Genomic DNA, 20036 nt, shown 5'->3' with positions numbered 1-20036 from the left:
CTGCACTGTAACTCCGCCGCAGGGCCGCTGGATATACCCGGATTTCAGCAATCGCTGAATTCCGCGGAAATCACTCTCCGGACGCCGTGGATGGGCTCGCGGACGCGTCTCGTCACCAGCTCGCGGACGGAGCGGACCGGCGCGATGGTGCGGTCCCGTGCCGACTCGTACGCGGCCAGGATGATGCCGAGCACCTCGATGCCCTCCTTCTGCGTGTGCAGGGGCCGGGTGCCGGTGAGGATGCTGTGCGCGAAGTGCGCGATCTCGGCGCCGAACTCGTGCACCGGCTCCAACTCGAACACCGTCGCTTCGGCATCGCCGCGGCGACGGAAGGTGAGCGACGTGCCGTCGCTGGTCAGGCTGCCGAGCTCGCCGACGGCGGAGAACTTCTCGGTGCCGTCCGCCGGCTCGTATGCCCAGCTCGTCGCTAGGCTGCCGATCACCCCGTTGTCGAAGCGGACGAGCACCTGCGCCGAGTCCTCGCCCTCCATGAACGACAGCCGGTGCGTTGCGAGTATCGAGGTCACCTCGACTGGCGAGCCGCCCGCCAGGTGCAGCAGCAGGTAGGTGGGGTGGTACCCGGTGTCGATCAGCTCGCCGCCGCCGCTCGTGGAGGCGTGGGCACGCCATCCCATGTTCGACGGGTCGAAGTCGTTGAAGAAGCTGTCGGTGGTGCGCACCTCGTAGACGCGGCCGAGCGCGCCCGCCTCGATGAGCTCCTTGGCCTTCGCGACGGCGGGCAGGAACAGCTGGTTGTGCGCGCACATCAGGGTGACGCCGGCCTCGGCGACCGCGGCATCCACCTCGGCGGCCTCGTCGGGCGACAGGCAGGTGGCTTCTCGCACAGGATGTGCTTGCCGGCGCGGGCGGCGGCGACGATCGCATCCTTGTGCAGGTGATGGGGAAGGCAGATGTCGACGGCGTCGATGTCGGCCTCGGCGAGCATGGTGGCGTAGTCGGCGTAGATGGCGGCGCCGGTGTCGCCGGCGCGGCGCTCGGCGGACTCGCGGACCGGGTCGGCGACGGCCGCGAAGGTGACGGTCTCGGGGTTGCGGAGGTAGCCGGCGACGTGCGCGCCGGCGATTCCGCCTGCGCCGATGAGGCCGATGCGAACAGTGGTGCTGGGCATGGTGAAGAGCTCCTTGAGAGAGGGAGAAGAAGAGGGAGGGGGTGGCGGGGGTCAGGCGACGGACGCGGACGCCGGCGCAAGATCGACGATGTGGCCGGAGGCGGCGGACTCGTTGGAGGCGACGACCATCCGGGTCAGTTCGACCGCGTGGCGGAGGTTCTCGTCGGCCGTCGACCCGTCGTGGATGTGCTCCACCCACTGCGCGAAGGCTCCGGGCCGGCGTTCGGGCAGGGGATCTCCTGCCACTCGTCTCCGAACGCGCCGCCCTTGGCGAGCAAGCGCTCGCCGCCGAAGCCGAACATGAGGGAGGCCGCGGTGCCGCGGAGCTCCACGGTGAAGGCTCCGGGCGTGGTCACCACGCTCGCCTCGAAGACGCCGAGGCGGCCGCCGGGGAACTCGGCGGTGACCACCGCGTTGTCCTCGACCGCGCGACCCGTGGTGACGCTGCCGTAGCTCGCCGAGAGTGGCCACCGGATCGGCGCGGTGGAACAGCCGCGTCAGGTACGCCGGGTGGCATCCCAGGTCCGTCAGCGCGCCGCCGATCGCGGCCTGCGGGTCGGCGAACTGCTCGGGCAGCCAGCCGGCGACCCAGCCGTCGTGCGCGAGACGCACGCGGGAGTACGTGAGCTCGCCCAGCGTCCCCTCGTCGAGGATGCGCTCGATCGCGACGGTGTAGTCGTCGTACAGCCGGGGCAGCGAGACGACGAGCGCCACGCCGGCCTCGCGGGCCAGCTCGACGAGCTCCTCCGCCTCGGCGACCGTGGGCGCGAGGATCTTCTCGGTGAAGACGTGCTTTCCGGCCGCGATGGCACGGCCGATGACGTCGCGGTGCTGGTCGGTCGCGGTGGTGATGGTCACCGCGTCCAGCTCGGGACGGGCGAGCAGCTCGTCGAGGTCGGCGACGAACTCCACGCCGAACTCGTCGGCGGCCGCACGGCCGCGCTGCTCGTCGTCGTCCCAGAACGGCGACGAGGGTGCGTGTCGGGATGCTGCTGGATGTGCGCACGTAGTCGCCAGCGTGAACGTGCCAGAAGCCGATCGCTGCGACAGCGAGAGGGTGGGACATGCCTGTCAAGGCCTCCTTGCCGATGGATTCGATGCGCGCGAACCACGAAAGCGTACCTTCTGCTCCGGAGCAGTCGATAGCTCTTCGGCGGAAATTTCTGGAATCGTTCCCAGATTGGGCATGATCGTCGGGTGAGCACATCGACGACGATCGGCCTGGACGGCGACTGGACCATCCGCGAAGCACTCGGCGACACCGCTGAGTGGTACCTGGGCGCGCTGCTGCCCGAGGCCGGGAACAACGTGGCGGAGGCCTCCGCGGCCATCGCGGCGGCGCCCGGCTGGCTGCCCGCCCGCGTACCCGGAGCGGTGATCGACGACCTGCATCGGGCGGGCGAGCTGCTCGATCCCCGCGTCGGCCGGAACAGGCCGCGCGGCGGAGTGGGTGGCGGAGCGGTCGTGGGTCTACCGGCGGGCGGTGGACCTGGACGCCGCGGCCTCGGACGGTGTCGCCGTGCTCGAACTCGACGGCGTCGACCCCGGGGCGGACGTCTACCTGGGACGGCGAGCTGCTCGGATCCGTGCGCGGGCTGTATCACCGGGCGCGGTTGCTCCTCACCGCCGCGCAGCGTGCCGCCGGGCGGCACAAGCTGGCCCTCCGCGTGCACCCGGCCCCGGTTTCGGAGCCGCAGGTCGGGCGCACGGAGCGCGTGCGCCTCCACACGCCGCGACTGGGCTACGGATGGGACTTCACGCCGCGGTTGCGGCACCAGGGGGTGTGGAAGGGGGTGCGCATCCGCTTACGGCCGGGGGCTGCTCGGGGACGTGGTGGTGCGTGCGCGGGTGGCGCCGGCGTCGCGGGCGTCGAGTGGTGAGTCGTGGCTCGAATCGGCGTCGAGTGGTGAGCAGATGTCGCAACTCGGCGGGGTGGGGTCGGCCGCGCGGGCGGGGCTGCCGTCGAGTGGTGAGTCGTGGCTCGAGTACGGGTCGAGTGGTGAGCAGATGTCGCAACTCGGCGGAAGGGAGCCGGTTGCATCCGGGGCGAGTGGTGAGTCGTGGTCCGAATCGGCGCCGAGTGGTGAGCAGATGTCGCGAGTGGGGGCGGTGTCGGTCGCGTGGGAGGCGCCGCGGGGCGCGGGTACGAGCGCCGCGACGGTCCGTCGCGGTGCGCCGCGACGGGCGGACGCTGGCCGCCCTGACCGCGGACGCGGGCGACGGCTCGGCGGAGGTCCGCATCCCCGACCTGGAGCTCTGGTGGCCCAACACGGTGGGCGGGCAGCCGCTGTACGACGTCATCGTGACGCTCGCCGACGAGGCCGGGGGAGATGGATGCCGTCACGCGGACCGTGGGCTTCCGCACGGCCGATCTCGTGCCGAATCCGGGTGCCCCCGGGGGCGCCCTCCCGTACACGGCGGTCGTCAACGGTGTCCGCGTCCCCCTCCTCGGCTGGAACTGGACGCCGGCCGACACCCTCTTCGGCTCCATCGACGACGCGCGGGTCGAGCACCTGCTCGGGCTGGCGGCGGAGTCCGGCGCGCGTCTCATCCGCGTCCTGGGGCGGCGGACTGATCGAGGACGGAGCACTTCTACGCGACCTGCGACCGGCTCGGCCTGCTGGTGTGGCAGGAGTTCTCACAGTCGAGTTCTGGGATGCAGAGTGCGCCGAGCACGGATCCCGCGTTCGTGGAGCTCATGCGGGCGGAGGCGGAGCGCGCTCATCCCGACGCGGGTGCACCATCCGTCGCTCATGCTGTGGGGCGGCGGCAACGAGCTCGACGAGGGCGGGGTGCCGCTGTCCGACGACCGGTCGCCGGTGCTCGCCGCGCTGTTCCGAGAGCGGTCGCGCGCCTCGACCCCGACCGCGGCTGGCTGCCGACGTCGCCCACGGGTCCGGAGTTCCACAACCGGCTGGACCGCATCCACGCGAACCCCGATGGTCAGCGCGACGATGCACGGCCCGTGGGAGCACCAGGGGCTCGTCGGCCAGTACACGCTCGCGAACGCCGGCACGAGCCTCGCGCACACCGAGTTCGGGGTCGAGGGGATGACGAACCTGCGGTCGCTGGAGGCTCTCGTCCCCGAGGGCGACCGCTGGCCCGCCGACCGCACCAACCCGGTCTACCGGCACCTCGGCGAGTGGTGGAACAACGGGGACCAGGTCATCGAGCTGTTCGGCGGTCGCCCGGACGCGCTGGAGACGCTGAACCGCGCATCCCAGCTGCTTCAGGCCACGGGGCTGCAGTACGCGGTGGAGGCGGACCGGCGGCGTGCGCCCCGATCCAGCATGGTGCTGCCGTGGCAGCTGAACGAGAGCTTCCCGAACGCGTGGTGCACCGCGGCCGTCGACTTCCGCGGTGACCCGGAAGCCGGCGTTCTTCGCGGTGGCGCGCGCGTTCGGGCGGCGCCGGGCGACACCGCGCGTCGCGCGGGCGGTCTGGGCCGGGGAGTCGACGGCCTCGGCCGAGGCGTGGCTGTGGGCCGAGGATGCCGTCGCTGCCGGCTCGACGGTCGCCCTGAGGGCGATCGGGCTCGACGGCCGGGTGTTCGCCGAGCGGACGCTCACGGCCGGCGCCGTCGGCGATCCGGTCGCGGTCGGTTCTCTGGAGGTCGCCGTCGGCGAGCTGCCGGATGTCTTCCTGTGGGAGGCGGAGTGGCGGGATGCGGTGGGCGCGATCGACCGGGAGCGGATGGTCGCGACGACGACAACGGACTTCGCCGCGCTGCTCGACCTGCCGGCGCCCGTGCTCGACGTCGTCCGGGGAGGCGATGGAGCGGTGAGCGTCCGGAACGCCGGGGGCATCGCGGCGCTGACCGTCCGGCTGGTCGACCCGCGCCCCGCCGGTGCGCCCGGAGTCCTCACCGCGGCGGGCGACCCGCGGCCGCTGCTGCCGGGCGAGGAGCGATCCTCGCCGCCGACCCGGGGCTGCCGGTTCGGCTGGAGGTGTGGAACGGCAGGAGCGTCGACCTGTGACCGGATCGCGCATCCGGGAGGCGGATCCACCGGTGCCGCGGGCTGCTCCGCGGCGCGATCATGACCGCATGCATACCGCGACCGATCCAGGCGGCACACCGCGCGCGTTCACGGCCCGTTCAGATCGAGGTGGTGTGATAGCCCCGTGAAGACGCGAATCGCGGAGTACCCGCGGCCGGACCACTTCCTTCTCCACATCAGCGACACGCACCTGCTGGCGGGGGCGAACGGCTGTACGGGAGCGTCGACAGCGAGCAGCACCTCCGCGCGCTGCTGGACGAGGTGGAGGCGTCGGGCGGACGTCCCGAGGCGATCGTGTTCACCGGCGACCTCGCCGACCGCGGCCAGCCCGACGCGTACGCGCGCATCCGGGCGCTGGTCGACCCGGCGGCCGAGCGGATGGGTGCCCGCGTCATCTGGGTGATGGGCAACCACGATGAGCGCGCGGCGTTCCGGCAGGGGCTCCGCGACGAACTGGGCGACGTTTCCCCGGTCGACGACGTGTACTGGATCGGCGGACTGCGCGTGATCGTGCTCGACTCGACGGTCCCGGGTCACCACTACGGAGACGTCAGCGAGTCGCAGCTCGACTGGCTGGCCGCGGAGCTTGCGACCGCGGCACCGGAGGGGACCATCCTCGCGATGCATCACCCGCCCATCCCGAGCGTGCTCGACCTCGCCGTGTCGGTGGAGTTGCGGGACCAGTCGCAGCTGCACGAGGTGCTCGAGGGGAGCGACGTGCGCAGCATCTTGGCCGGGCACCTGCACTACTCGTCGACGGCCATGTTCGCGGGCATCCCCGTCTCGGTGGCGTCGGCCAGCTGCTAGCACGCAGGACCTCAACGTGCCAGTGGGAGGCACGCGCGGCAGGGACGGCGCCGGCGCTTTCAACCTCGTGCACGTGTACCCGAACACGGTGCTCCACTCGGTGGTGCCGCTCGGGCAGTATCCGACGCTCGACTACGTGGACGCGGAGGAGTCGGCCCGCCGCCTAGCCGCCGACGGCATCCGCATCCCGCCCGCGGCCCGGCGCGAGTCGCCGACGGAGCCCATCCGCATCCTCGCCTGACCCCGGGCCCACCTGCGGATTCGTCACGAATGGTCGTTATGTGCGACCCGGAAACGACCATTCGTGACGAATGTCGAGGAGGAAGGTAGGGGATCGCGTCAGGAGGTGGGGCGCTCCCAGGGCGCCGGGAACGGGAAGTAGCGCTCCAGGAAGTCGGTCACGGCGCGCGTGCGCTCGGCCGGGTCGATCTCGGGCTTCGAGCCGTCGTTGAGGCAGAACATGTCCTGGTCGCGCTTCTTCAGCAGGCGGCGCATCATGTCGGGCGCCTGGCGCAGCGTCGTCTCGATGTACAGCACCTTCGCCTGCGTCTGCGTCACCGCGCGGCCGGTCATCAGGGCGTAGTAGTGGTACAGCGAATTCGTGACCGAGATGTCGGTCGCCGACCGGAACGGGCTGGCCGCGGTGCGGCGGAAGTCCTCCGCGAATTCGCGCTCCATCTCCTGCAGCACGCTGATCCGCAGCGGCGCCGCGCAGTGCTCGAGATGCCGCGTGGTGACCGTTCCGAACCGCTCCCACAGCAGACGGCGGTTGACGCGGGCCGCGTTCTCGAAGCCGCTGCGCGCCGGGTCGGTCTCGCCGAGGCCGATGCGCGTGCCCGCCTCGACGAACTTGGTCACGCCGCCCGGCGAGAAGAACATGTCGGGCGACAGCGGCCGGCCGATGAACATGTCGTCGTTGGAGTACAGGAAGTGCTCCGACAGCCCCGGGATGTGGTGCAGCTGGCTCTCGACGGCGTGCGAGTTGTGCGTCGGCAGGCCCGAGGTGTCGGGGAAGAAGTCCTCGCTGCGCATGATGTGGATGCGCGGGTGCTCCGCATCCAGCCACGGGGGCACCGGCGAGTCGGTCGCGATGTAGATGTTGCGGATCCACGGGGCGAACATGTGGATGCTGCGCATCGCGTACTTGAGCTCGTCGATCTGCCGGTAGCGCGCCTCGTTGTCGTCGCCCTCGCCGACGACGTAGCCGGCCTGGCGGGCGGCGCGCTGGCGCTGGTACTCGGCGTCGGAGCCGTCCACCCACGAGAAGACGATGTCGATGTCGAAGGCGACGTCGCTCGATAGGGGTCGAACATGTGCTGCAGCGTGCGCCAGCGCCGGCCGTACAACTCCACCTCGGCCTCGACGGCCTCGCCGCGGGGCAGGCGGGGGCGCATCAGGGCGTTCTCGCGCGGCGCCGTGATCTCGTCGTCGCCGAACCGCCAGAACTCCAGCTGGAACGCGGTCTCGGCGCCGTAGCGCAGCCGCCCGATCGGCTCGAGCCGCGGCCGGTACACGCGCAGGATGTCGGCCTTGCGGCGCGAGAGCCGGCCGTCGGCGATCAGCAGGTCGTCGCCGTCCGGATCCCCTCGGGGTCGATGCTGCGGGCGTAGAAGGGCTCGTCGGCGAAGGCGTCGGCGAGCGCCGCGGCGACCTGCTTGCGGTTGCGGCGGTCGAGGGCGACGATCAGCCGGTTGTCGTCGTCGCGCACGAGCAGGTACTCCAGCTCGGCGGCGTCGAGGGCGTCCTGCACGGCGAGCAGGTCTTCGATCATCGACTCCCGCGGCGTGAAGGGACCGGTGACCAGCGTGTACAGGCCTTTGCGCTGCACGACGTCGTCGCGGGCGAACCGGGGCGCGCGGATGCCGGGGTCGCTGGTGACGACGACGGGCTCGGGCTGGTCGGAGAGGGATGCGGGGGAAGCTCAGCCATACATGCCTAACTCTAGGCCGCTCCCGTCCGCCCGGGATCCCTCCGGCGTCCTCCCGCCTCAGCCGAGCAGCTCCCGTACCGTCGCGAGCAGCAGCGCCCGCGCGTCCGCCGTGACCAGCCAGGGCGCGAAGCCGTCCGCCGCGAGGAAGAACGTCGCCCGAGCGGCGGGCGCCACGGTGCCGTCGGTGAGGCAGGCCGCCGGCGGGCGTCATCCCGATGACGGCCCGCCCCGACTCCGGGTCGCGCGCGACCACATCCGCTTCGTCGGGGGATCGCCGAGGGTCAGCTTCGACCGGCCGCGGAACACGACGACCTCGCCGTCGAGTCCCGCCGCCGCGGGGTGGCCCGTGGCCGAGATGTGGATGCGGTCCTGCGACAGCGGGACGGACGACGCGGACGCGAGCCCGAGCGGCACCAGATGCCCCCAGGCCAGCAGCGGCACGGGACGGCGAGCGGCGGCCCGGGCCACGTCCTCCGCCGCCGTGCGGGTCACGATGACCAGGTCGGCGGCGGGGTCGTCGCCGAGGTGCGCGCGCATCCCGGACCGGGCCAGGAACTCCACCAGCTCCCGGTCGCCGGGCGCGGGGTTGGTGCCGGTGAGCACGGAGACGACCGCGCCCTGGCCGTGGCTGCGGACCGTCGTGACGCCGAGCCGTTCGAGCGCGCGGTCGACGAGGGCGAGGACCGCGCCTCTGGCGACGTCCGCGAAGTCCGCCTCGAGGTCTCGCCGGGCGGCCAGTAGGTCGTCGGCGGGCACCGGCGCCGGATCGCCGCCGAGCACGCGCGCAGCGAGCGCACCCGCGGCGCCGGCCGCCTGCGCTGCCGAGATCCACGGGGCGAGCTGCGCGGCCAGGTCGGCGGGGGTGCGAGTGGATGCGGCGGTCGCGGCGAGCCGCGCGAGCAGCGCCTCGGCCTCCTCCCACCGCTCGTCCGCGACCAGGGCATCCAGGCGGGGCCAGCGCGGCGCGGCCGGCGGCCACGCGCTGCATGCCTCGACCAGGGTGCGCAGGCCGTCGTCGTCGCCCGCGACCGCCCGGTAGGCGCGCTCCGCCGCCTGCGCGGGGTCGTATCCTGCCGGGTCGTGCGCCCACTCGGCGACGGTCGTGAGCGCGAAGCGCGAGGGCGCCGCCTCCACCATCGGGTTCGACAGGATGCCGACCAGTCCGGGCCCGGCTTCCCGCCCGGTGAGCGGGCCGAGGAACACGCGCGAGCGGTCGAAGTCGTTGACGGGGAAGTTGTCCCACAGCACCAGGTCGCGGCCGAAGCTCTCGGCGGCCCGCGCGATGTCGCCGGCCGTCACGGCGCCGACCACGATGTCGGGGCCGGTCCACAGGACGAGCGCGTCCGCGGGCAGCGTCTCGGCGAGGCCCACCCGGTACGGCGTCCGTTCCAGACCGGCGTAGTCGGTCGGGCAGAGCAGCACCGGCTCGTGGATGCCCGCGGGACTCAGAAACGCCGTCTGGAACCGCGCCGCCACCTCCCCGTGAACCCGGCCGAGCGCCTCCGGGTCGTCCATCGGCACGTCGTCGAACAACAGGGCGAACGAGCGGATGCCCGCCTCGAACAGCTGCCGGCACTTCGCCGCGAGGGCGTCGTGCTCCCTGTCGTCGTCGTCGAACCGCATGGAGAGACCCGGCGAGATCGAGTACACGAAGCGCACGCCGCGCTCGGCGGCGGCCTGGTTCAGCGACGCGAGATCGGCGAGGCGGGCAGCGGGATAGGGCTCCGCCACTCATCGCGGTGCCACGGATCGTCCTTCGGCGCGTACAGGTAACGGTCGAGTCCGAGGGCGGCCGCGCGGTCGAACCAGGCGATCCGGTCGGCGTGCGACCACGGCTCGCCGTAGAAGCCCTCGACGACCCCGCGCCAGGCGAGGCCGCTCACCGTGCGCCCGCTCACCGGTCGCCCCGTGCCACGACGACCACAGCTCGGCATAGGCGCCGCCGGCGGCGACGAGTTGCTCGTGACTGCCGAGCTCGTCGATATGGCCATCGCGCACCACGGCGATCCGGTCGGCGTCGTGGGCGGTGTGCAGGCGGTGGGCGATCGCGACGACGGTCCGTCCTTCCAGCACGCGGTTCATGGCGCGCTCCAGGTCACGCGCGGCAGTCGGGTCGAGCAGCGACGTGGCCTCGTCGAGGATGAGCGTGTGCGGGTCGAGCAGCACCAGCCGGGCGAGGGCGAGCTGCTGCGCCTGCGCCGGGTGAGGACGACCCCGCCCGAGCCGACGATCGTGTCGAGGCCCTTCGGCATGGCGGCGACCCAGCGCAGCGCATCCACCACCCGCAGGGCGCGGGCGAGCTCGTCGCGCCCGGCGCCCGGCTTCGCCAGGGAGAGGTTGTCGGCGATCGTTCCCACGAACACGTGGTGCTCCTGGGTGACCAGGGCGACGTGGCGGCGGAGGTCGTCGAGCGGCAGATCGACCAGCCGGACGCCGCCGACGGTGATCCGTCCGCCGCTCGGCTCGGCGATCCCGGCCATCAGCCGCCCGAGGGTCGACTTGCCCGACCCGGAGGGCCCGACGATCGCCAGCCGCTCGCCCACGGCGAGGTCGAGGCTGACGCCGTGCAGCACCTCGGTGCCCTCGCGGTAGGCGTAGCGCACGTCCTCGGCGACCACATGCTCGTCGGCCGGCTGCTCGCCGGTCGCGTGGCGGTCCTCGGGCACGTCGGCGACGCCGATGATGCGCGAGAGGGCGGTGGTGCCGACCTGGATCTCGTCCAGCCAGCTGATCAGCTCGTCCACCGGCGACACCAGCTGCATCGCGTACAGGCGACCGCCGTGACCGCGCCGATGCCGACGACCCCCGCGCCGACGAGGTACGAGCCCCAGGCGAGCACGACGATGACCGGCAGGAGGAACGCGATGTCGGTGCTCGGGAAGAACCACGACCGCAGCCAGAGCGTGTACCACTCCGACTCTCGGCGCTCACGCAGAGCCGCGTCGATCTTGGTTCGCTGCGCCGGGGCGAGGCTGAGCGCCTCGATGGTGCGGACGCCGTCCACGGTCTCGCTGATGGTGCCGCCGAGCGTCGCGTACGACGCCAGCTGCCGCTGGTAGCCGGGGCCGGATCGCTTCAGGTACCAGCGCGCCGCGATCACGAGGATGGGCACGCCCGCGAACATGGCGACCGCGACGGCGGGGCTGACCAGGAAAGCGGCCACCACCGTCAGCACGGCGGTGACGGCGGCGACGAGGATGCGCGGGACGCCGAAGCGCACGGTCTGCGCGACCGACTGGATGTCGTTGGTGGTGCGGGCGAGCAGGTCGCCGGTCCCGGCGGCTTCCACCGTCGAGAGCGGGAGGCGTGCGACGGTGGCGAGGAATTCCTCGCGCAGCTGGGCGAACACGCCCTCGCCGAGCACCATCGACTGCCGCTGGGCGAACCGGATCAGCACCGCCTGGCACACGATCCGCGACGAGCAGCACCCCGGCGATGGCGTCGATCCCCGGGGATGCCAGGGTGCGGCCGGTGATGCCGTCGATGATCAGGCCGATGAGCGCCGGGCCGGCGAGGCCGGCCACGGCGGCCAGCGTGTGCAGGACGAGCACCACGGAGAGGCCGCCGCGGTGCTGACGGATGAGGCGGGCGCCGGTGGCCCGCACGGTCGTGGTGCTAGCGATCGGAAGCAGCATCGTCCGTACCCTTCGTGCGTGCGGCCTTCGTGGCGTTCTTCGCGGCCTTCGTGTTCTTCTTCGCGGCCTTCTTCTCCCGCCGGTCCTTCTGCGTCGCGCGGCCGGCCGGCGCGGCTGCGCGGCGACGGGATGCGTCGCCGTCCACAGCGCGTCGATGGACCCGGTCCACGCGGCATCGAGCTCCTCGCCGTCCGCGGGCTCGGCAGAGCTGATCGTGCGCGAGACGATCGCCCGGTACAGGTCGCCGAGGTCGTCCTCCTGGCGGAGAAGGGACTGGTGGGTGCCCGTCCCGACGACGCGTCCCTTTCGGACGACGGCGATCGTGTCCATCCGGTCCAGGAGCAGCGGGCTGGCGGTGACGACGACGGTGGTTCGCCCATCGCGCGCCTCCCGCAGCCGCTCGGCGATCTGCGACTCGGTGTGCGCATCCACCGCGCTCGTCGGTTCGATGAGCACCAGCACTTCGGCGTCCGTGAGCAGGGCGCGCGCGAGGCTCAACCGCTGGCGCTGGCCGCCGGAGAAGGTGCGCCCGCGCTCGGCGACCCGCTCGTGCACGCCGTCGGGCAGCGCCCTCGACGGTCTCGGTCGCGGCCGCCGTGTCGAGGGCGGCGGAGACGCGGCGCAGCCGGCCGGTCGAGGTGTCGGTGTACTCCCGATCGCGGATCGGCAGCGTGTCCAGACCCGTCGAGCAGCTTGCCGCCGAACAGATGCGGGTTGGCGTCGTTCACCACGATCCGATCGCGGATCTCGCGCACCGGCACGCGCGTGTGGTCCACGCCGCCCCAGAGCACGGGCGCCTCGCGGTGCACGGTGTCGTCGAAGCGGCCGAGCCGGAGTGGCGATGCCCGCGGCCTCGTCGGGGATTCGCATCCACGATGGCGGTGAACCGGCCGGGCTGGATGACGACGCCGGACGCGAGGTCCTCGATCGGGCGTGATCCCCACGCGGGCGCCTCGGCCGTGTCGGCCCTGTCCCGCGCCGCCGGCCGGGTGCGGAGCACTGCGAGCACGCGGCGGGCGGGAGACCACGCCCGCGGTGAACGTCTGTGCCGCCTCCACCGCGGTGCGCAGCGGGAGCACGAGAACGTCGCGTACCCCGTAGAACGCGGTCAGCTGACCGGGCGTGATCGCGCCGTCGACCGCGAGATGCGCCCCGAACCAGACGATGAAGACGAGGAAACCGCGCCGGGCAGCAGCACCTGGAGGCCGTCCAGCCGGCTCTGGCGATCTTCGCGCAGCGCCCACGCCGGCGGCCCGGACGCGCTGCAGGCTGGGCGGCGTACCGCTCCACGAACTCGTGCTCGCCGCCGATGCCGCGCAGCACCCGCAGTCCCACGACGGTGTCGGCGCCGAGCGTCGTCAGCCCACCCGACTCCTCGCGCCACGCCGCCTGCTTGGCACGGAGCGGGCGCAGAAGCAGCGCCAGCACCAGCGCGACCGCGGGGACGCCGATGACCACGGCGAGTCCGAGCGGAAGGAGGCGTTCAGCATGATGACCGAGACGGCGACGAAGGCGACGACACCGCCGCCGAGTCGCGCGGTCACGTCGAACATCGCGCCCAGCCGGAGGGAGTCGGTGCTGACCCGTGGCGACGATCTCGCCCGACGACGTGGTGGCGGTGATCGCCGTGCCCGTCTCGGCCGAGTGGTAGCCGATGAGGCGGGCGATCCCCCGGCGACGAGCGCAGCCAGTTCGACACGGCCATCCGGTGGCGGAGCATGCCGGTGAGCGCCTGGATCGCGGCCACCAGCAGCAACGCGCCGCACCACAGCCACAGCCGCGCGCCGTCGCCGGAGACGCCCTCGTCGACCGCGCGGCCGAGCAGGTACGGCCAGACGGCCTCGGCACAGCATCCACACGACGCCGAAGAGCACACCGGCCGAGAGCGTCGCGGGCTGGCGGGCGGCCTGCCACAGCAGGAACCGCGGCACCGACGACAGGTGCTTCTCGGACGGACGGGCCGAGGGGATGCGCGCCATGGCGGCGGCCGCGACGACGGCGGGCGGGAGGGGGACGGACGGGCAGCGCGGACGCTGGACACGGAGTGCTCCTGAGGGGGATCGAGCGGGTGCGGAAGGAGGGGTGCGGGGGCGGTGCGCGGGGCGGGGCGGGGCCGGGCGGCGGCTCAGTGCCCCGGCGGGGTGAGCGCCGCGACGGCGGCCGCGTCGAGCGCGACGGGCCGGCGCCTGCCGGAGCAGCGGCGTCGGCCGCGCCGCCGTCTCGAGCTCCTCGGCCAGGTCGATGGCCGCGTCGAGCGTGGCCGCGGCGACGACCGGTCCGTGGTTCCGCGAGCAGCAGCGCCGCATGGCCGGGTGCGGCCGCGGCGACGCCGGACGCCAGCTCTCCGCTGCCCGGTGGGGCGTACGGCACGAGCGGGACGTCGCCCAGCCGCATCACCCGGTAGGGCGTCAGCGGCGGAAGCTGCGCGAAGCCGCCCTCCCCGGCGGCAGGCAGGCGATGGCGGTCGCGTACGGCGAGTGGAGGTGGACAACGGCCGTCGCGTCCGGGTGCGCGGCGTACATGGCCGCGTGCAGCGGCAGCTCCTTGGCGGGCCGCGGCGCCCCGTCGTGCTCGGCCGGCGTCGCGGCCAGCTCGTCCTCCGTCACGGCGCGCAGCGAGACCCGGTCGGCGTCGCGATGATGCGCGAGCCGAGGCGCACGCTGACGTTGCCGGAACTCCCCGGCGACAGGCTCGCCGCGGAGAGGTGACGGCAGGCGCGCACGACGGCCGCGCGCGCCTCCCGCCTCGCTGAGGTGGCCGGTCACGGGGCCGCCTCCCAGGCGTCGGAGAAGAGTGACGGGCCGCCGAAGTTGCCCGATTTCAGCAGCACGGCGATGGTGCGGCCGGCGCTCAGCGAGACGGCCCAGGGCACCCCGGGCGCGGCCTGCGCGCCGATGAGCAGGCGTTCGAGACCGAGCCGGGCGGTCACCGCGCCGGACGTCTCGCCGCCCGCGACGAGCACGTGGCTGACGCCGAGCTCGTGGACGGCGAAGGCCGCGAGTTCCGCGAGCGCGCCTTCGAGCAGAGCGGCGGAGCGAGAAGCCCCGAGGGTGCTCTGCGCTGCAGCGACCTCGGGGAGACGTGCACCAGCACGGGGAGAGGGCGTCGCGGCGGGCGGCCAGCGCATCCTTCGTCCGGTTCAGCGCACCGGGGTCGTGGGCGAGTTCGAGCGGGTCGAGGAGGTGGCGCTCGCCGCGGAAGGCGGCGATCTCGGGCCACGCGTGGCGGCCGAGGCGCTCCCGGCGAGGACGAGGCGTCCGGTGACGGGGACGTGCGGCAGCGCGGCGTGGCCGTCGGGCGGGCACCCGCTGCGCGGACGTCGGCCCGCGCCAGCGCCGTCGCGACCACCGGCGCCTCCCCGGCGAGCACCGGCCCCTCGGCCGCCTGGCGCAGGATCGCCTCGGCGATCACGTCGAGGTCGGCCTCGGTGAGCGCATCCACGAGCATGTGGCCGTCGCGGACGAGCGCTGCGACGGCATCCGGGCCGCGCTGCACGTCCTCCCACTGGATGAGTCCGACGGGGGCGGGCGTTGCGGCGCGAGCAGGCGCAGCAGGTTCGAGTCGCGCATCGGCGTCAGCGGATGGTCCCGCATCGGCGACTCGGCCAGCGGCACGCCGTCGACGAACAGCGTCCCCTGGTACTGCGTGCGGCCCGGCGCCCGGCGGCGGGCGTTCCGAGCGTCGCGGGGGCGCCCGCGGCGGAGGCCAGCGCGTCCGCGATGGGGCCGATGTTGCCGGCGGGCGTCGAGTCGAAGGTCGAGCAGTACTTCTGGTAGAGCTGCGTCGCACCCGCGGAGAGCAGGAGCCGGGCCGCAGCGGCGGAGGCCGCCACGGCGTCGGCGACCGGAGCGGTGCGCATCTTCAGCGCGACGACCGCGCAACCCGAACCCTCGGCAGGAAAGACCCCGTCGGCCGACGACGGAGTGCCGAGCAGCACGCTCGCCGTGACTCCCGCCTCGGCGACACGGCCCGCGAGGTCGCAGGCGCCCGTGACGTCGTCGGCGACGGCGCCGAGCCGGATCACGGGACGCTGATCCCCGGCTCGTCGACGGGCGTGGGCTCCCCGGCCACGACGACCGTCGCGCCCGCGTCGCGGAGCGCCTGCAGGTCGTCGGGGTCGGCGCCCGCGTCGGTGAGGATCACATCCACCAGCTCGAGGCCGCCCACGCGGATCGGCGCGGCGCGCGCCGAGCTCGAGTGGTCGACCAGGAGGATGGTCGTGCGGGCGGCGCGCGACAGCTCCTGCTTGAGCTCGGCGTCGAGCGCGTTGGCGCAGAGGATGCCGCGGGGGTCGACGCGCGGTCGCGGACAGCACCGCGACGTCGACGGAGTAGTCGGCGATCGTGCGGCGGGCGGTGGCCCCGGCGAAGCTGCGCGTCTCGCTCTGCGGCACACGCCGCCGACGGCGACGAGTTCGACGTCGTCGCGTTCGATGGCCGCCTGGATGACCGGCGCGGAGTGGCTGATGATCGTGGCGTGCCGCGGTGAAGCATCCCGGCGAGCGGTGCGACCGTCGTGCCCGCGTCGAGGGCGACCGTGACGGCGCCGTCGAGCAGGTCGAGGCGAGGCCTCGGCGATGGAGTGCTTCTCGCCGCTTCCAGGGTCACCGCGCGCTCATCGAAGGGGCGTCCGTGCCCGAGGTCCGGGAGGCTGGCGCCCCCGACGACGCGACGGGCGAGGCCCTCTTCTTCGAGCTGGCGCAGGTCGCGGCGGATGGTCATCTCGGAGACGCCGAGCTCTTCCGCCACGCGCGAGGACGACACGTGGCCCGTCGACGGAGAGCCGGCGGAGCAGCTCTTCGCGGCGGTGCGGGCGGGCGTCAGGTGCTTGCAGCGCACCCGTCCATCCAACCGGCTTCTCGGAGCACTTGTCAACAAACGCGCAAATCTTGACGTGAATGTTCGGAAGTGAACAGAATGGACGACGTGACCTCGCTCCTCTCGCCGCGCTCGGCGTGGACGTCGGCACCACCAACACCAAGGTGGTGCCGGCGGTGCCTCGGCGACGCCGTGCGCGAAGAGCGGACGCTGACCGTGCGGACGCCCGACACGGGCGCCGCCCTGCAGGCCGTCGTGCTCGGTGCGATCCGCGAGATCGCGGTCGAGCCGCCGCATCCGATCGCCGCCATCGGCGTCGCCTCCATGGGCGAGACCGGGTCGCTGACCGGTCCCGACGGCGAGCCGCGCGGCGACCTGCCGCTGGGCGGACGGCGACGCCGCCACCGCCGACCGGCTCGTCGCGGCGACCGGCGCCGAGGCGCTCTATGCCGCGACCGGCGTTCCCGCGCCGCAGAAGTCGCCTCGACACATTGGCTGCGGCTCGCGGACGACCGGGACGCACAGCTCGCCGACGCGCGCTGGCTCGGCGCCGACGGCCTCGTCCTCTCGTCGCTCACCGGCGAGGCGGTCACCGACCACACCCTTGCGGCCCGGACGATGGCCTACCGCCTGCCCGGTGCCGGCGAGCCCCTCACCGAGACCTTCGACGCCGACCTGCTCGGCCTCGTGGGCCTCACGCCGGACCGCTTCCCCCGCGTCATCGCGCCGGGCCGGACCGCCGGACACGCTCACCGCGCATGCCGCCGCCGCCCTCGGACTCCCCGCCGGGCTGCCGGTCGTCGCGGCCGGTCACGACCACGCGGTCGGCGCCTGGGCGGCGGGAGTCCGCTCGCCGGGCGACGCCGCCGACTCCGTCGGAACCGCCGAGGCCCTGCTGCGTGTCGCACCCACTGTGTCGCGCGACGACGCGCGGCGGCAGGGGATGAGCCTGGCACGCTGCGTCGACGGGCGGCACGAGAGCCTGCTCGCGGGCAATCCGACGGCCGGAGCCCTCGTCGAGTGGGCGTTCGACGAGCTGCTCCCCGGCGCCGACCGCCGGGATGCGCTGGAACAGGCTCGGCGGCTGGCGGACGGACCGCTCGAGGCCTTCCTCCTCCCGTACCTGCGCGGGCGGCAGTCGCCCGCCCCCGACCGTCGGCCTCGCTGCGGATGGTCCAGCGCTCCGGCGCCTCCGTGCAGCTGGCCGACCCGCCGCCGCTCTGACCGCCGTGCTGAGCGGGCTGGCCCTCCAGCTGGCGTGGATGGATGCCGCCCAGACCGCGCTCGCGGGCCCCCGCCGCCTCGAGCTCGCCGTGCTCGGCGGACCCGGAGCCGCCAACCGCACCTGGTGGCGGCTCAAGCAGCGACTCGTTCCCGGCGACCTGCGCCAGGTCGACGCCGCCAGCGCCGGTCGCGACCGGCGCCGCCATGCTCGCCGCGCACCGCGTCGCCGGCCTCACCACCTCGCTGCCCCTGCGCAGCGCCGACGGCTGTCGCCTCGGCCGGCGATCCGGCCCTGCTGGATCGCCTTCGTCGAGGCGGCGACGCGCCACGACAAGGAACCCGAATGACCGACACCACCTCCCGTCCCGCGCTCGACCTCGACGCGATCTCCCGGCCCGCCGGCGGCCTGGCCATGGTCGCGATGGACCAGCGCGAGAGCCTCCGGCACATGTTCGACCTGGCCGGCGCCGGGCGCCCGGCGGACGACGTGCTGATCCACTTCAAGCTCGACGTGGCGGAGGCGCTGGGCCCGCTCGCGTCCGGCTTCCTGATCGACCGGCACTTCGGCTTCGAGGCGGTCCGCGACACGCCTGCCCGCCGGCACCGGCCTCATCCTCGCTGCCGCCGACGACGCTCACACAGGAGGACGGTGGGCCGGTCTGAAGAGACCGCTTTGGACGACGTGGTGCTCACGCAAGACCGACCTCGACGGCGTCGTCGCTGCTCAAGCTGCTGGTCATCCCTGGCGCCGGGATGCGAAGCGCGAGCAGCGCCGTCCGCCTCGTCGAGCGCTTCGTCGAGGAGTGCCGCGCCCGGGGCGTCCTCTCGGTGCTGGAGCCGGTCGTCCGCGCAACCCCTGGCGAACTGGATGCGGGCACCTGGGACCTCGACGTCGCCATCCGGAGGCCGCCGCCGAGCTGTCTCTCGCCTCTTGGCCAGAGCCTGCGCAGGGTGCCGGCGTTGCCGATGTCGGGCGCCGGCGACGCGGCGTTTGCAGCGGGAGGCGAGCGAGCGGCTGAACGCGCCTCGTCACCGGACCGCTGGGCCGTTGCTGTCGCAGGGCGTCGACCGCCCCGCAGCCCCTGCCCGCCGTCGAGGCCGCGTGCCCGTGCCGGCGCGAGCGGGTTCCTCGCCGGCCGCGCCCCTCTGGAGCGGCGTGGTCGGCCGCGTAGCCGACGCTGCCGTCCAGCGCTGCGCGAGCTCTCCAGTGCCCCGAGCTCGAGGCCCTCGTCGAGGTCGTCGGCCTGCGAGGCGCGTCCAGCTGGCGGGCGGCAGTCGATGGATCGCCGGACTGCTGCACTGCCGTCCCGGCCCTCGCGCCGGCGTTCGGCGCCCTGGTTCTCGCAGGCGCTCCCGGGCGCGCACCGCCAGCACATCGTCGACGCCTGGATGCTCGAGACGGCCATCGCGGAGGGCGTCACGCCGGCCGTGCGCGACCGGGTCGCCTCCCACCTCCGTCACCTCGCAGAGTCGGGCGCGGACGCCATCCTCGTCACGTGCTCCTCCATCGGCGAGGCCGCCGAGGCCGCGGCCGCGTCCTCCGCATCCCCGTCATCCGCGTGGATGCCGCCATGGCCGCCGAAGCCGCCCGCCTCGCCGCAGCGCCTCGCCGCTGCCGCCCTGCCGAGAATTCCGGAGTTGTTCGCCCCGACACGCCGTCGGCGCCCCGAAGAACTCAGGAATTGTTGGCGCGGCGGATCGCGGTGCTCGCGACGAACACCGCGACGCTCGGACCGACGACGCGGTTGATCGAGCGGGAGGCGGCGGCCCAGGGCGTGCGCGCCGACGTGCGGGCGACGGTCGTCGAAGGCGCGGCGTCCGCCCGCGCGGCAGGCGACCAGGCCGAGCACGACCGCCTCATCGCCGAGGCGGTGCGCGCAGCCGCGGCGCCCGTCCGACGGCGCGGACGGCGCACAGGCCGCCGCCGCGCTCGTGCTCGCCCAGGCCTCCATGGCGCCCGCGGCCGAGTCGGCCGGCGTCAGCATCCCCGTCCTCACCTCCCGGCCGGCGGCATCGCCCGCCTGGTGGAGGCCCTGACCCCGTCGGACCCGGAGGGGCGGACGCCAGCGCGAACCGTTCGCCGCTCGCCGGGTCCGGCGGAACTCCTGCATCCGCTCTCGCGCCGGAGCGGACCGCATGACCGGCGTCGACCTCCTCGCCTACGCCGACCGGCTCGGCGGCGACCTCCCGCGGCTCCGCGAGCTGCTCGACGGCCCACTGCGCGATTTCGCCGGGGTGCACATCCTGCCGTTCTTCGTGCCGTTCGACGGCGCCGACGCCGGCTTCGACCCGATCGACCACGGCGCGGTGGATCCGCGTCTCGGCACCTGGGACGACGTCCGCGCCATCGCCGAGCGGCGCGGGTGACCGCCGACCTCATCGTGAACCACGTGTCGAGCGAGTCGGCGGAGTTCGTCGACTGGCTGGCGCTCGGCGAGGAGTCCGCCCACGACGGCATGTTCCTCACCTTCGACACCGTGTTCCCCGACCGCGCGT

Annotated in this window: 15 protein-coding genes and 7 pseudogenes; 5 read left to right on the top strand and 17 right to left on the bottom strand. The window is 73.7% G+C overall.

Annotated elements, in window-relative coordinates:
- Positions 1–44 precede the first annotated feature (44 nt).
- Both ACRAWC_RS22800 and ACRAWC_RS22795 read right to left on the bottom strand, forming a co-directional pair.
- Positions 45–1129 (bottom strand): annotated as a pseudogene (locus ACRAWC_RS22800) (Gfo/Idh/MocA family protein).
- Between the two features lie 51 nt (positions 1130–1180).
- Positions 1181–2041, bottom strand: a complete 861-nt coding sequence (locus ACRAWC_RS22795; RefSeq protein WP_431349729.1) for a Gfo/Idh/MocA family protein — start codon at positions 2039–2041, stop codon at positions 1181–1183.
- Between the two features lie 599 nt (positions 2042–2640).
- Here ACRAWC_RS22795 and ACRAWC_RS22790 point away from each other — a divergent pair.
- The 3 genes and pseudogenes from ACRAWC_RS22790 (at position 2641) to ACRAWC_RS22780 (ending at position 6175) form a co-directional block, all read left to right on the top strand.
- Positions 2641–3009 carry a hypothetical protein gene (locus ACRAWC_RS22790; RefSeq protein WP_431349728.1) on the top strand — a complete coding sequence of 123 codons (369 nt, stop codon included), beginning with the start codon at positions 2641–2643 and terminating at the stop codon, positions 3007–3009.
- Between the two features lie 1480 nt (positions 3010–4489).
- The gene (locus tag ACRAWC_RS22785; RefSeq protein WP_431349727.1) at positions 4490–5170 is read left to right on the top strand and encodes a hypothetical protein; all 681 of its coding nucleotides are present in this window, start codon (positions 4490–4492) and stop codon (positions 5168–5170) included.
- Between the two features lie 81 nt (positions 5171–5251).
- A pseudogene (locus tag ACRAWC_RS22780) lies at positions 5252–6175 on the top strand (phosphodiesterase).
- A 98-nt stretch (positions 6176–6273) separates the two neighbouring features.
- Here the strand turns inward: ACRAWC_RS22780 and ACRAWC_RS22775 are convergent.
- The 14 genes and pseudogenes from ACRAWC_RS22775 to ACRAWC_RS22710 all read right to left on the bottom strand — a co-directional run bounded on the left by ACRAWC_RS22775 (position 6274) and on the right by ACRAWC_RS22710 (position 17069).
- The gene (locus tag ACRAWC_RS22775) at positions 6274–7191 is read right to left on the bottom strand and encodes a stealth conserved region 3 domain-containing protein (RefSeq protein WP_431349726.1); all 918 of its coding nucleotides are present in this window, start codon (positions 7189–7191) and stop codon (positions 6274–6276) included.
- Between the two features lie 301 nt (positions 7192–7492).
- On the bottom strand, positions 7493–7762 hold the full coding sequence (locus ACRAWC_RS22770; RefSeq protein WP_431349725.1) for a hypothetical protein: 270 nt from the start codon (positions 7760–7762) through the stop codon (positions 7493–7495).
- Positions 7763–8071: 309 nt separating this feature from the next.
- Positions 8072–9798 (bottom strand): annotated as a pseudogene (locus ACRAWC_RS22765) (protein O-GlcNAcase).
- A pseudogene (locus tag ACRAWC_RS22760) lies at positions 9770–11499 on the bottom strand (ABC transporter ATP-binding protein); the annotation flags it as partial. The pseudogenes ACRAWC_RS22765 and ACRAWC_RS22760, both read right to left, overlap by 29 nt.
- Complete coding sequence (locus tag ACRAWC_RS22755) at positions 11480–11668, bottom strand: hypothetical protein (RefSeq protein WP_431350014.1); 189 nt, start codon at positions 11666–11668, stop codon at positions 11480–11482. The pseudogene ACRAWC_RS22760 and the gene ACRAWC_RS22755, both read right to left, overlap by 20 nt.
- Positions 11669–11991: 323 nt before the next feature.
- Positions 11992–12369, bottom strand: a pseudogene (locus ACRAWC_RS22750) (hypothetical protein); the annotation flags it as partial.
- Positions 12370–13039: 670 nt separating this feature from the next.
- Positions 13040–13375 carry a hypothetical protein gene (locus tag ACRAWC_RS22745; RefSeq protein ID WP_431349724.1) on the bottom strand — a complete coding sequence of 112 codons (336 nt, stop codon included), beginning with the start codon at positions 13373–13375 and terminating at the stop codon, positions 13040–13042.
- Positions 13376–13907: 532 nt separating this feature from the next.
- Complete coding sequence (locus ACRAWC_RS22740; protein WP_431349723.1) at positions 13908–14264, bottom strand: class II aldolase/adducin family protein; 357 nt, start codon at positions 14262–14264, stop codon at positions 13908–13910.
- The gene (locus ACRAWC_RS22735; protein WP_431349722.1) at positions 14261–14626 is read right to left on the bottom strand and encodes a nucleotide-binding domain containing protein; all 366 of its coding nucleotides are present in this window, start codon (positions 14624–14626) and stop codon (positions 14261–14263) included. Before ACRAWC_RS22735 ends, ACRAWC_RS22740 begins: the two co-directional genes overlap by 4 nt.
- A gap of 272 nt (positions 14627–14898) precedes the next feature.
- Positions 14899–15113, bottom strand: a pseudogene (locus ACRAWC_RS22730) (four-carbon acid sugar kinase family protein); the annotation flags it as partial.
- Complete coding sequence (locus ACRAWC_RS22725; protein ID WP_431349721.1) at positions 15074–15523, bottom strand: four-carbon acid sugar kinase family protein; 450 nt, start codon at positions 15521–15523, stop codon at positions 15074–15076. The pseudogene ACRAWC_RS22730 and the gene ACRAWC_RS22725, both read right to left, overlap by 40 nt.
- Positions 15520–15894, bottom strand: coding sequence for a hypothetical protein (locus ACRAWC_RS22720; RefSeq protein ID WP_431350013.1), 375 nt, complete (start codon positions 15892–15894; stop codon positions 15520–15522). Before ACRAWC_RS22720 ends, ACRAWC_RS22725 begins: the two co-directional genes overlap by 4 nt.
- A gap of 308 nt (positions 15895–16202) precedes the next feature.
- Positions 16203–16613 (bottom strand): annotated as a pseudogene (locus tag ACRAWC_RS22715) (DeoR family transcriptional regulator); the annotation flags it as partial.
- Between the two features lie 147 nt (positions 16614–16760).
- Entirely contained in the window at positions 16761–17069 is a 309-nt protein-coding gene (locus ACRAWC_RS22710; RefSeq protein ID WP_431349720.1) for a hypothetical protein, read from the bottom strand.
- Positions 17070–17545: 476 nt separating this feature from the next.
- Here ACRAWC_RS22710 and ACRAWC_RS22705 point away from each other — a divergent pair, with 476 nt between their 5' ends.
- Positions 17546–17887, top strand: coding sequence for a hypothetical protein (locus tag ACRAWC_RS22705; protein ID WP_431349719.1), 342 nt, complete (start codon positions 17546–17548; stop codon positions 17885–17887).
- A gap of 1110 nt (positions 17888–18997) precedes the next feature.
- On the opposite strand, the gene ACRAWC_RS22700 is transcribed toward ACRAWC_RS22705, so the two are convergent.
- Positions 18998–19525, bottom strand: coding sequence for a hypothetical protein (locus ACRAWC_RS22700; protein WP_431349718.1), 528 nt, complete (start codon positions 19523–19525; stop codon positions 18998–19000).
- Positions 19526–19676: 151 nt separating this feature from the next.
- Between ACRAWC_RS22700 and ACRAWC_RS22695 the strand changes: the two genes are divergently transcribed.
- Positions 19677–19907, top strand: coding sequence for a hypothetical protein (locus ACRAWC_RS22695; RefSeq protein WP_431349717.1), 231 nt, complete (start codon positions 19677–19679; stop codon positions 19905–19907).
- Positions 19908–20036: the final 129 nt, after the last annotated feature.

The organism is Leifsonia sp. L25 (assembly GCF_050632895.1).
The sequence above is the reverse complement of the archived record's forward strand: the minus strand, read 5'-3'. Positions and strand labels throughout refer to the sequence as shown.